Source organism: Brachyspira pilosicoli, assembly GCF_036997485.1.
GTDB classification, from domain to species: domain Bacteria; phylum Spirochaetota; class Brachyspiria; order Brachyspirales; family Brachyspiraceae; genus Brachyspira; species Brachyspira pilosicoli_C.
In genome coordinates this window covers 264,719-278,012 of record NZ_JAWLPU010000001.1, presented here as the reverse complement: position 1 = coordinate 278,012, position 13,294 = coordinate 264,719, and the positions used below count along the sequence as shown (strand labels likewise).

General features: G+C 28.7%; 11 protein-coding genes. 7 read left to right on the top strand and 4 right to left on the bottom strand.

Translation table 11 applies throughout. From position 1 onward, the window contains the following. Positions 1-68 precede the first annotated feature (68 nt). The gene (locus tag R4I97_RS01175) at positions 69-1,031 is read left to right on the top strand and encodes an FkbM family methyltransferase (RefSeq protein ID WP_335783328.1); all 963 of its coding nucleotides are present in this window, start codon (positions 69-71) and stop codon (positions 1,029-1,031) included. A gap of 53 nt (positions 1,032-1,084) precedes the next feature. Here the strand turns inward: R4I97_RS01175 and fabV are convergent, their stop codons facing one another. From fabV to R4I97_RS01160, 3 genes are all read right to left on the bottom strand, one after another. Beyond that, a complete protein-coding gene (gene fabV / locus R4I97_RS01170; RefSeq protein ID WP_335783327.1) occupies positions 1,085-2,269 on the bottom strand; it encodes an enoyl-ACP reductase FabV in 1,185 nt (394 codons plus the stop codon). 617 nt (positions 2,270-2,886) lie between these two features. Beyond that, positions 2,887-3,096, bottom strand: coding sequence for a DUF2905 domain-containing protein (locus tag R4I97_RS01165; protein WP_335784046.1), 210 nt, complete (start codon positions 3,094-3,096; stop codon positions 2,887-2,889). Positions 3,097-3,151: 55 nt separating this feature from the next. Then, positions 3,152-3,838 carry a potassium channel family protein gene (locus tag R4I97_RS01160; protein ID WP_013243783.1) on the bottom strand — a complete coding sequence of 229 codons (687 nt, stop codon included), beginning with the start codon at positions 3,836-3,838 and terminating at the stop codon, positions 3,152-3,154. Positions 3,839-4,043: 205 nt separating this feature from the next. Between R4I97_RS01160 and R4I97_RS01155 the strand changes: the two genes are divergently transcribed. The 5 genes from R4I97_RS01155 (at position 4,044) to R4I97_RS01135 (ending at position 9,785) form a co-directional block, all read left to right on the top strand. Further along, entirely contained in the window at positions 4,044-4,547 is a 504-nt protein-coding gene (locus R4I97_RS01155; protein WP_335783326.1) for a hypothetical protein, read from the top strand. A 24-nt stretch (positions 4,548-4,571) separates the two neighbouring features. Continuing rightward, positions 4,572-5,351: an SDR family NAD(P)-dependent oxidoreductase gene (locus R4I97_RS01150; RefSeq protein WP_335783325.1), complete on the top strand. Its 780-nt coding sequence runs from the start codon at positions 4,572-4,574 to the stop codon at positions 5,349-5,351. 27 nt (positions 5,352-5,378) lie between these two features. Continuing rightward, the gene (locus R4I97_RS01145; RefSeq protein WP_335783324.1) at positions 5,379-7,235 is read left to right on the top strand and encodes a hypothetical protein; all 1,857 of its coding nucleotides are present in this window, start codon (positions 5,379-5,381) and stop codon (positions 7,233-7,235) included. Between the two features lie 3 nt (positions 7,236-7,238). Next, the gene (locus R4I97_RS01140) at positions 7,239-8,168 is read left to right on the top strand and encodes a lysophospholipid acyltransferase family protein (protein ID WP_335783323.1); all 930 of its coding nucleotides are present in this window, start codon (positions 7,239-7,241) and stop codon (positions 8,166-8,168) included. Between the two features lie 108 nt (positions 8,169-8,276). Continuing rightward, positions 8,277-9,785: a Do family serine endopeptidase gene (locus R4I97_RS01135; protein WP_335783322.1), complete on the top strand. Its 1,509-nt coding sequence runs from the start codon at positions 8,277-8,279 to the stop codon at positions 9,783-9,785. 459 nt (positions 9,786-10,244) lie between these two features. On the opposite strand, the gene creD is transcribed toward R4I97_RS01135, so the two are convergent. Further along, positions 10,245-11,612: a cell envelope integrity protein CreD gene (gene creD / locus R4I97_RS01130; RefSeq protein WP_335783321.1), complete on the bottom strand. Its 1,368-nt coding sequence runs from the start codon at positions 11,610-11,612 to the stop codon at positions 10,245-10,247. 496 nt (positions 11,613-12,108) lie between these two features. Between creD and R4I97_RS01125 the strand changes: the two genes are divergently transcribed. After that, a complete protein-coding gene (locus R4I97_RS01125) occupies positions 12,109-13,269 on the top strand; it encodes an iron-containing alcohol dehydrogenase (protein WP_335783320.1) in 1,161 nt (386 codons plus the stop codon). Positions 13,270-13,294: the final 25 nt, after the last annotated feature.

The following is a 13,294-nucleotide window of genomic DNA, read 5'->3' as shown; positions in this document are numbered from 1 at the left end:
TAATTAGATAAATATTTTTTTTTATTTTTTATATGTTATACTATTAAGAAAACTTTTATGGTATTTTTATGAGTATATCAAATGAATTGTTAAATTACTGCAGAAAAAAATTAGGGAATAAATTTACAAAAGAATTTGTAAAAGAAAAAGAAAGAAGCGATAATTTTATAAATGCATTAATTAATACAGATAATTTTAATATTTTTTATAATATGCTTGAAGAAGATTATTCAAAAGATGTTTTTAAAAAAATTGTATTATATAGATATATGCTTGCTTTTTACAGCGATGCATATACAAACATAAATAAAAAAATAATATTGAGTATAAAGTATGGAATTATAAACATATTTTCTTGGAGCATAAAGAGAATATTATTTTATTTTAAGAAGCATAAATATCCTAATGAGATAGAGAATTTTTTGTTATTTTATATATTTGGTTTAGAGCAGTATAATGCGAAAGATATATTTGAAGTGAAAGGTGATAATGTATTATTTGATGTTGGAGCTTGGAAGGGAGACAGCACTTACTTTTTTTCTAAGAGAAGCTCTAATAATGCTAAAATATATGCTTTTGAACCTGATGATAATGCGTATAATGTTCTTAAAAATATTAAAGATAAATATAATCTTAATAATGTAATATTAGAAAATGAGATTTTTTTAGATTGTGAGAGGGATATAGATTTTGTTTCTATGACGCCGAACACACCTACAGTAAAAAAGCATGCTATTACTTTAGATATGTTTGTAGAGAGAAATAATATAAAAAATATTGATTATATAAAGATGGATGTTGAAGGAGCAGAGCAGAAAATTTTAGAAGGAGCTGTAAATACAATAAAAAAATATAGGCCAAGTTTAGCTATAGCAATTTATCATGGCGGTGAGCTTTTTATGGAAGATTTTTTTAAGATACCTGTATTTATAAAAAGCGTTGCAGATGATTATGAATATTATATAAGAAGCTATTCACCTTGGGGTGGGGAGACGGTTCTTTTTTGTAAGCCTAAAGAAAAAAATAAATAAAGGCATACCTACAAAATAAGTATGCCTTTTATCAAATCCCTTATTATATTTTATTATATTTGAACGTCAGCATTATAATCAATACCGTCTAAACCAAATCCATGAAGATGTAAATACTCATCTCTAAATTGATTTAAATCTGCATTTTCTTTTAGTGTAGCATTATCTTTAATTTTATCCCAAGCAATAGCAACTTCTTTTTGTACATCTTCTCTAAGCTCCCAGTCATCTAATCTTAACCTTTGTTTTTCATCGAGTATAAAACCTTTTCCAGAATAAATTTTTTCTGCAAATTGCCTATACATTTGCTCTATGCATCCTTCATGAATATTTTTATCTTTCATTACTTTAAACAATATGCTTATATATAAAGGCATAGCAGGTATAACAGCAGAAGCCCTTGTAACAACAGCCTTAGCAACACTTACATAAGCATGACCATGAAGTTTTTCCTGCATCATCTTATCAATATTTATAGCAGTCTCTTCCAAATCATCTTTAGCCCTTCCAATAGTACCATCTCTATATATAGCCTTAGTCATCTCTGGTCCTATATAAGAATAAGCCAAAGTTAAAGCATTTTCAGCAAGCATATCTTCTTTTATTAGAGCCTCAATCCAAAGTCTCCAATCATCTCCTCCCATTACCTTTACAGTAGCTTTAATCTCTTCTTCACTTGCAGCAGGCATATTTACCTGTATAAGCTCTTCAGTCATAAAATCAACACCAAATCCGCTATAATCTTTTCCTATAGGTTTTAAAGTAGAACGATATGTAATGCCCTCTTTTTCATCTTTTCTAATACCAGTAGCTAAACTATATATAACACAGTCTATTTTACCGTCAAAAAAGTTTTTAGCCTCTTTAATAATATTCTCTTTTGAAGACTCTAAAAAAGCATCTCCTACTATAGTTTTTTCTTTAAGCCCATCTCTTTTAGCAAACTCACTAAAAGCCATATTGTTGTACCAACCCGGTGTAGCAGTTTTTTCTTCTGATGCTGCCCTTTCAAATGATACGCTTAAAGTATTTGCATTCATACCATAAGCTAATACTATTCTGCTTGCAAGACCATATCCTCCAGAGCCCCCAAGTATTAAAGCATTTTTTATATTTGACTTTATTTTACCCTTTGATTTAACATAGTTAATTTGATTTTCTACTTCTTTTCTGCATCCTAATGGATGAGAAGTTCTGCATACATTATTTGCTATTTGAGGTTTTACCACCATAATCATTAATCCTCTCTTTATTTTTAATTAATTTTTATTTTGCATTAAGGATATATCATATTATATATTTTTCAATAGCAAGCATATGGTGGTTTTGTGTTGTATATAATCATCTTAAAAGTATGTAATAAAAATTTTTAAGTTTATCATTTGCGGTGGTTTTGCCCCCTGTGAAACGTGCCCATAAGGGTACACGCCCCCACTTCTTTTACGACCGTAGGAAGTGTCTTCGGCATTGGTATAAAAGAAGCAAAAGAACTGCATTTAATAAAGTATAGCTAAAAATGTATGGTATTATTTTATAATCATATTTATTCTTTAGATATAAAACTTAAATAATTGCACTTTTTGCAACTTTTTGCGGCGGGAAAAAGTTGAATAAAACAAAAACATACATTAATTTTAAATAAAATATTTGCAGGGCTTTGCCCCGCACCCCAGTTCTTTTGCCGATAGGCACCTACTCGGTATTGGTATAAAAGAACCAAAAGAACTGCATTTAATGAAATATAGCTTTTTATGTATAACAAAATATAAATATTATTTTAGTTTTATATATTCTAAACATATAAAGCTATAGCACTTGCACTTTTTGGTTCTCAATATGAATGTTTATTAATTTATTAAAATTTAGAAATTATCCACATTATAAGAGACAATATTATGCTTGCTAATATAGAAGTTACTATTGGAAAAGCAAATGTAAAGTTTTCTCTTTTTATTACAATATCACCAGGAAGTTTGCCTATAGGAATTTTTAATAGTATTAATATTCCTATTATTATAGCAATAATTCCTATAGCAATAAGCATTTTTGCAAAGTAGTTATTCATCATATTGTCTTATTAAACTATATTAATTTTTATTTATAAAATATATTTATAAAAATTATTCAGAAAGTTTTCTATTTAATTTTTCTATATCTTTGTCATGCCCAGCTATTACAAGTATATCCCCCTCAACCATAGATTCATCAGGGTCCGGCGTACAATCAACTATAATCTTTTTCTCTCCTAATATACTAGTTGTTTCTTTTTTTATAGCTACAACATTAATTTTGTATTTCTTTCTCAAGTCAAGTTCTTTTAAGTTTTTACCAGCAAGCCCTGCATGCACAGGAAACTCTACTATAGAATGATATTCAGTTAAGTCGTATAAAAGCAGAGAATCTCCAACTTCAAGCTGTTCTGCTATATGTATACCCATAGATTCTTCTGGGCTTACAAGGTGCGTGATTCCTATTTTACTTAATATTGCTTTATGTCTTTCATCAGAATATCTTGCTATTATATTTTTTACATTTAATTCTTTTAATATTAGTGAAGTTAATATGCTTGTCATAATGTCTTCACCTATAGTAACTATAACAGCATCGAATTTATTAATTTCTATAGCCTCTAATGCTTCTCTTTGGGTAGAGTCTAATTTCATAGCCTGAGTAACACTATTTTTTATAGCTTCTATTTCATTGATATCATTATCTATTGCCAATACTTCTATTGAAGGTTTATTCATTAATCTATTTATTAGAGCCTTACCTAAAGTACCAACTCCTATAACTGCATATTGTAGCATTTGAATACCTCTATAAAAATAATTTTTTTAATTTAGTTTATAAACATGTTTTAATTATAGTTTAATATAAAAAATTGTCAAAAACAAAATTAAAGTATAAGTGTTATATGTATTATAATATAATATTAAATTTTGTTTTAGGCTATTGCAATCATATTATTAATATATATAATATTAAATATAGAAACAAACGGAGGTACGCTATATGAAAAATAAACAATTATATTTGATTATAACTATTATGATGATGATAGTATTATCTTCTTGCGGAACTGGGGTTAGCAGAAACAATCCTGAAGGTTGGATAAATGATGATACTTTTAGGGTAATGGGAATGGGTTCTCCGAGTGACGATATAGATGTTGATGATAAGTTTAGAAGAGAGGTTGTATCAAGACAGGCTGCAGAGTTGGATGCTAAAAATAAAATAGTAGCTAAAATAGTTGGTTCTTATGTAGAATCTTTAAGTTCTACAGAAAAGGGTATGATAGATGAATATGTAATACAAGAGAGAGTTGCAGGAAGAGTGAGAGGGGTATCTATAGTTGAGAGCAAATGGGACTCTAAACAAAACTGTACAGTTGTTGCTGAATTATATTCAAAGGGCTTAAAAAAACAAATGGATACTTTGATTACAAAATATCTTCAAGAGGTTGGTATGCAATATACTGCTGAAGATGTTGCGGGCAAAGTAAGAACTTATGAGTGATAAATAATTATAAGGGCAGATTTTATGTATAAAGAAGATATTAAAGGCAGATTAGCTTTTATTTCTGGGGCCAGTGCTGGTATTGGTGAAGCGGTTGCTAAGATGCTTGCTTCTAATGGTGTTAATCTTATTTTAACAGCGAGAAGAATTGAGAAATTAGAGTCTCTTAAAAGTATGTTAGAGAAAGATTACAATGTAAAAGTAAAGGTTATAAAAGTGGATTATGCCGATACTAATAGTATAAAAAATGCTGTATCTTCATTAGAAAATGAATGGAAGAGTATAGACATACTTATTAATAATGCAGGGCTTGCTTTAGGTAAGGATTATTTTTATAACAATGATGTAGAAGACAGTTTACAGATGATAAGGGTAAATTGTGAGGGTTTAATAGTATTAACAAAAATGATAATACCTTTAATGCTAAGCAGTAAAAATGCTGATATTATTAATTTAGCTTCCACTGCTGCAGATGAGGCTTATTTTGGAGGTGCTATTTATTGTTCTACTAAATCTTTTGTAGAGATGTTTGGAGATGTTTTAAGAGTTGAATTAATAGACAAGCCTATAAGAGTAACAAATATAAAACCTGGTGCAGTAAATACAGAGTTTTCTACTGTGAGATTTAAAGGAGATAAAGAAAAGGCTGATAATGTTTATAAAGGTTTTGACCCTTTATATGCAGAAGACATAGCCGATAATATAGAATATGTTATTACTAGAAAAAGGCATGTTCAAATATCTAGTATGACTATTTTAGCAGGCAATCAGGCTACAGCCACTATGATACATAGGGGTAAATAAATATATATTTTTTAGGAGTTATTTTCTATGGGTGATATAGATAATACTAGAAATAGATTAAAACTAGATAATCTTAAAGAAGATGATAGAAGAAATTTATTTAATAAGTTTGTAGATGCAGGCGGCGAGGTAGTTACTAACAGAAAAAAACAAACTACTATTGACTATTCATCTAAGAGAAGCACCCCTAGTTATAATAAACCTAAGAATAATTATCCTAATAGCACTCCAAGAGGAAATTATGTTTATACTAATACCTCTCAAGCTCCTAAAAAAGAAAAGCCAAACAATACATTAATCGTAAAAAAGCAAAAAAGTGTATTTTTAAATTTCAAATTATGGTTAGATGCTTTATCTAATAAAACAATAACAACTTTCGGCGGAAATGTACATAATAAGTTTTTGGGCTTTATAGATAAGAATGTTATATCGGCATTTTTAGAGATGGATACCCTTATTTTTAATGCTCTAAACCCAGTAGATGATAATTCTTTGGAACCTAAAAGTAAAAAAGAAAAAATATTAGCTCAATTTGCCAATGATTTGGAAGATATTGAACTTTTAGAGCGAATAAAAGATCAGTATGATGAAAATATTTATAAGACTTTTTTAAGACAGTATAAGGATTTACATTCTCCTACAAAAGCAAGCAGTTATGTGAATGAGCTTAAAGCTATGTTTAAACCTCTATATATTTTACATGCTTATTCTTCAAAATTAAAATTAGCTGGTGAAAAAGCTTTAATTGCATATTCTATAGTAGATAATATTAGTAAAGGTGTTATTAATCCAAGAATATCCAATTTTAAAAAGGATGTGGATTTAATATATTCAAAATATTATCCTAAATTATTATCTTTGCTTCAATATGCTTCTAAAGAAAAACTTGAAACATTATCTGAAATTAATAATTTTTTAGGCATTACAGAAACAGATATAGTAGGCTATTATACTAAATTAAAAAAAGAAAAAGAGTTAAAGCTTAAAGAAGAAACCACAAAACAGCAAAAAGAAGAAACAGAAGATAGCAAAAATCCTGAAGATAATGAAGAAGAAAAATTAATGAAAATAGAGTCTATCGGTGTAAAACTTATAGAGAAAGTGGTTTCATTTAGAAAAGCAGATAATAATATAGAAATAGAAGGAGATCCTTTCTTTCAGGTATCGGATGATGATAAAATTTACAGAATAAAAGTGCTATTAGATTTTTTAGATAAAGAGTATTCTGTATTATTTGTTTCTAATAAAGTTAAATATAATTTAATTTATGATAATTTGATTAGAACAGATTATAAGAGCGATTTTAATAATATATTTCTATCTCTATCAGACTCTAATTCTAGGTTTTTAGAATATAGTGATATGTGTAAGAATGCTTTAAAAATAGAGCAAGATACTACTATGAGATTTGAACAGAGGGTATCTATGTTATCTGAAAAAAATGGGCAAATATCTTATACTGCTAAAAACTTGAAATCTCATATAGTTTCTATAATATCTTCTTTAAAAAGAAAATTGGATAAACTATTATTAGATAAGACAGAAAGAGAGAGAATAATAGCAAACCCTAATGATATATTAACTTTTTTTTCTGATGTTAGCGGCAGTAAAAAAAGAATACAGGGCTATAATGTATTAAAGGCATTAACAGAAGCTTATTATTTTATATCTGGATTTTATTATTTAATTACATCGGGAGAATTGGCTGGAGCTGGAATATTGATAGAGGGTGCTAAAAAAGTTGAAAAAGAAAATAATTCTAAAGATAAGGATATAAATAATAATAATAATAATAAAGATGACTTAGATGATAATTTAAAAAATATTGAAAAAGAATTGACAGATGAGTCTGAGTTGAAGAAAGATGATAATAATCAGGAGTAGGAATTGGCTTATAAATCAAAAAAAATTATTATGCTTGAATATATTCCATTAAGAATATTAATGGAGATAATATCATTTTTCCCTTATATTTTTGTGATATTTTTTGCGAAAATTATAGGGATTTTGATGTTTTATGTAGCTCCGGGTAGCAGAAAAGTTGCTTTAATTAATTTGAAGCAAGCTTTTCCAGAAAAATCTTATTTGGAGAGAAGAATGATTGCTAGACGCTCTATGAAGTCTATGATGATGACTTTTGCTGAGTTTATAAAGGCTTCAAGAATGTCTGATAAAGAGATATTAAAGCGCATAAAGATAGAAGGCAGAGATATATTTGATAACGCTTTAAAAGAAAATAAGGGTGTAGTAGTTATTACTGGGCATATTGGTAATTGGGAGTATATAGCTTCATATTTTGGTATTCATGGATATAATCCTAGTGTTATAGTGAGGCCTTTAGATAATCCTAAATTAGATGCTTATATGAAGTCTTGGAGGGAGAAGAGAGGGGCTAAATGTATTGCGAGAAAGGGCAATTTAAAAGAGATATTTTATACCTTGAGAGAGAACAAGGCGGTTGCTTTTTTATGCGATCAAAATTATTTAGAAGGCATTTATGTTGATTTTTTTGGTGAAAAATGTGCTACTGCAGTTGGACCTATTGCAGTGGCTATGAAGACCAAAGCTCCTATAGTTATAATGTATGATGTGCCGGATAGGTATGGTCATCATAAAATAATTGTATCCGAAATGATGCATATTGAAGAAAAAGGCACTAAAGAGGAGACTTTATATTATAATACTCAAAAATATACTAAAAAATTAGAAGATATTATAAGAAAGTATCCTGAGAATTGGCTTTGGGTGCATCCAAGATGGAATACTCGTCCTAATGGTGAGCCTGAAATTTTTTATAAGCATAATAATTATAGATAAGTTTTTACTTTACTTTTTTATAATAGGTTTATATAGTGAAATCATCATTCAATCAATATAGTAAAATTAGTTATATAGAAACCACAATTATAGGAGGTAATTATATATATGAATCAAAATAAAAAGTCGTTTATGTTTTTTCTCAATCTTGGTCTTACATTTACTTTATTAGGAATAATAATATCATTTTTTATTTTCTCTTATGAGAAGAATTCTAAAGACGGAGATTTCATTGTGCATGCCCAGGCTGCGCCAGAAAAGGCTGCTTTTAATGGCTCTTTAGATGGGGCTTTAGAAGTTGAGAGTGCTATTAGAGAAGTTGTTGATAAAAATATGCCTGCAGTTGTTAATATATCTACAGAAATTGAATCTGGTCAGACTTATGAAGATAGATATGCTGATGAGTTTTTCAGATTCTTCTTTGGAGACCAAATGCCTAGGCAGAGAAGAAGTCAAAAATCTTTAGGAAGCGGTTTCATAGTTAATGATGAAGGATATGTTCTTTCTAATTACCATGTTGTTAAAGGCGCTACTAAAATTATGGTTACTTTATATGGTGAAGATGAGGAATTGCCTGCTAAATTAATAGGGTATGATGAGGCTTATGATTTAGCTTTATTAAAAATTGAATCTGACAGGGTATTTCCTTATGTAGCTTTGGGAGACAGTGATGCCATTGAACCTGGTGAGTTTGCTATTGCTATTGGTAACCCTTATGGTTTAAACAATACTGTTACTTTTGGTATAGTTAGTGCTAAAGGTAGAAGCGATGTTGGTGCTAATAGATATCAGAGATATATTCAAACAGATGTTGCTATAAACCCAGGTAATTCCGGCGGTCCATTATTTAATATACATGGTCAAGTTATAGGAATTAATACTTTGATATATTCTACTTCTGGCGGAAGCATTGGTATAGGATTTGCTACTCCTATTAACATTGCTACTTCTGTTATGAAAGATTTAAAAGAAAATGGAAGAGTTACTAGAGGGTATTTAGGAATATATTTACAAGATATTGATGAAAATCTTTCGAGGGGATTAAATGTTAAACAAAACTCTGGAGTTTATGTAAGTGAGGTTATACCTAATTCTCCTGCCTCTAAGGGGGGATTACAAGATGGTGATATTATTATAGAGTTTGACGGCGAGAGAATGACTAAGAGTGTTGATTTATTTAATAAAGTTGCAACTACTAAAGTTGGAAGTAAAGTTGAAGTTAAATATTTAAGAAATGGAAAAGAAAAAATTACAAGAATTACGATAGAAGCTAGAGAGGAAGATGAGCAAGTTGTGCCTAACTCTAATTCATCACAAAGCAGCAGAGATGCTAATGCTTGGATGGGGTTAGACGTTTCTGATGTTACTCCAGAGATATCTCAAAGACTTCAGATTAGAAGCAATGAGAGAGGTGTTGTTGTAGTAAATATGACTCAAAACTCTAAAGCTTATTCTGCTGGACTTAGACCTGGAGATGTGATTAAAGCTATTAATGGAATAACAATATCAAATATTGATGATTATAATAAGTTTATAAAATCTTATGGTAATGATAAGTCTTTTACAATTACAATAAAACGTTCTAGAATGACTTATGTTATTATTATAGAAGAATAAAATACATTATATAAAATGTTATTTTAGAGCTGAGATTATTATTTCTCAGCTCTTTTTATATATACTAAGAATCATTAAGTTTGTTAATTTTTTTATTATTGTTTTTCAGATGCTGCGCTTTGCTGGTTTAGTAAAAAAAAAATTCTACTTTAGATATGATTTCTCAAGAATGTACATACTACAACTTAATATTTTAAGAGTATTTATAAAAGTTAACTTGAGTGTATGATAAAACCATGCAAATAATCAAAATTAAAAAAACTAATTTTTTATAAAATTATAAATTTTGTATATATTTATTCTTTATTAGTATTTTATCTATATCTAAAAACTTTATTTAAATTTATTATATTTATAACCGCACGCATAGAAAAATTTAAAATATTAATAAACTTATAATTTGAATTTTATTATATAAAAAAGTTTATTCCACCGTGCGGTAATAATTTTTTAAATTTGTTAATTGTTTTCACCATACCAATCAACATTTCGTGTGAAGTACATGGCAAGAGCAATAACAGCAAATAGCCCTAATGTGCCCATGAGTAATGCATAATCAGTTAATTGTAATATTCCAAACAAGAATATATAAATCAAAGACTCTACTATAGCCATTGAAATAGTGTATCTTGGAGATTTTATAATGTATCCTATATATATAGAAGTTAAAGCTGTAACCATCAATGCACTTATAAAATAACTAATATTAAAATTGATATGCTCAGATATTGCTAAAAGCAGAAGATAAAATATCGCATTAGCTATTCCTATGAGTATATACTGCACAGGGTGTATGCGTTTTTTTGAAAGCACTTCGCATAAAAATAATACAAAAAACGGAATGAATATAAATAATATAGCATACTTTACGCTTCTTGAAGTTTTCTGATAATTGTCATTGAGAAGCAAAAATGACACTAAAATATTATTAGATTCTTGATTGCTGGTATAATATTGGTTATTGTCTATATTGTTTAACCTATTAGAATTTTCATCGCTAGTCCAATATTTTGTAAATGAAGTATTAAAGCTTGCTATGTTCCATTCAGCATTAAATCCATTATTATTAACTTCTCTTTTTGTAGGTAAAAATCCTCCTGTAAAACTAGGGTCTTTCCATTTTGAAGAGATTTTAAAAGTATTCTCAGAAGCTAATGGAGTTATTATAAGAGAGTTTCCTCCTTGAATGTCCATTGTAATATTGAAATCAAAGCCGTTTAATATACTATCTCTTGAAATAGTGTATAGAAATTTATTATTAAACATATTTAAATCTATATTAATATTTTTCTCATAATATTTAAGCTCTTCATTATTATCAATTAATATATTAGGAAGTTTTATAAGATTTTTTTTGTTTCCTATTCCTAATATAATCATAGCTTCATCATAAAGTATAATAGTATTGTTTTCATCTAAGTTATATATTTCAGCATTATATTTATCGAATCTTCCTGTAATATTTAACTTAGAATTAAAAATAGGGGCTTTAAAAATACCTCTGCTTAAACTTGTAACTTCAACATCACCTGTAATATTATATTCATTAGGCATATAAAAAATATATTTCCTTGCATATCCTATCTCTTTAGTTTCGCTGTCAATAAACTTTTCCAAATATGGTATAGCAATAACTACACCTTGTATATTAGCACTATCACCAACAGGCTCTATTATAGAAGATATAGCCTCATTTTGATAACGAATCCTATCTCTTACAACACTGTTTATAAATGTCATAGGTATTAAAAGCAATAGTCCTAATACCACTATTATTATTATTTTAAATCCTAAAGTTTTAGTTACTTCATTTAAATTTTTTATCATGTTTAAGCCTTTATTGTTAATTAAATATTAAAAACTAAAGATTTTATATTTTGTCAAATTTTTAGCCCTACGGGCACGCTTCGCAGGGGGCAAAGCCACCACAAACAAAAACTTAAGAAATATTTTATGACAAACTAAAATCAACATATTCTAAAATAACTATATTTTGTTATATGATTTTTTTATTCAACTTTTTCCCGTAGCAAAAAGTTGCAAAAAGTACAAATACTATAGCTAATATCTCATGAATATATATTAAGTATAAAATAATATCTGATTTTGGATATGCTTAAAAGCTAGTTTTTTTAATGCAGTTCTTTTGGTTCTTTTATATCAATAAAAGAACTGGGGGTGTGTACCCTACGGGCACGCTTCGCAGGGGGCTAGTCCCCACAAACAAAAATATAAAAATTATTATTAATTTGATTTAAATATGGCACAGTTGTATAATTTCAATCATTCATTATTTTATTTATTAAAAAATAGGAGCTATATTATGGATTTTAATTTTTATATGCCAAGTAAAGTTATATTTGGTACAGGTTCTCTAAATAAACTGCATAAACAAAAGCTTCCGGGCAAAAAAGCATTAATTGTTACAGGCGGTACTTCTATAAAGAAATATGGTTATTTAAATAGATTAGAAGAAGAATTAAAAAAGGCGAATGTAAGCTATGTTTTATTTGACAAAATTTTGCCTAACCCAATAAAAGACCATGTAATGGAAGGAGCTGCTTTAGCAAAAAAAGAAAATTGTGATTTTGTAATAGGTATAGGCGGCGGAAGCAGTATGGATTCATCAAAATCTATTGCTATAATGGCTACGAATGATGGCGATTATTGGGATTATATATTCGGCGGTACTGGTAAGGGTAAAGCAATACCTAATGACCCTCTTCCAATAGTTGCTATTACTACTACAGCAGGCACAGGTACAGAAGCTGACCCTTGGACTGTTATCACTAACGGCAATGAAAAAATAGGTTTCGGTTATGAAAAAACTTATCCTTATCTTTCTATAGTAGATCCAGAACTTATGAAAACAGTTCCTCCTAAACTTACTGCTTATCAAGGTTTTGATGCATTGTTCCATAGCACAGAAGGATATATTAATAAAATTGCAACAGATATGAGTGATTTATTTGCATTAAAAGCAATAGAGCTTATAGGCAAAAGTTTGGCTGATGCTGTTAAAGACGGCAACAATATGAAAGCAAGAGAAGATGTTGCTATGGCTAATACTTTATCTGGAATAGTGGAAAGTACTTCAAGCTGTACATCAGAACATTCTATGGAGCATGCTTTAAGTGCTTATTATCCAAAACTTGAGCATGGTGCTGGGCTTATTATGATAAGTAAAGAGTATTATACTGCAATAGCAAATTCACATGATTGCGATGAAAAGATGGTTAATATGGCTAAGGCTTTAGGTAAAAAAGATGCTAATAAGGCTATGGATTTTGTAGAGGCTTTAGTTGATTTGCAGAAGGCTTGCGGTGTAGATAATCTAAAACTTTCCGATTATGGTATTAGCAAAGAAGACTTGCCAAAAATAGCTAAGAATGCTAAATTTGCTATGGGCGGATTATTTGAATGTGATCCTCATAACTTTACAGATGAAGAAGTATTAACTGTATTAGAAAAATCTTATAGATAATATTTTTTGTTAAAAAACATTTAAA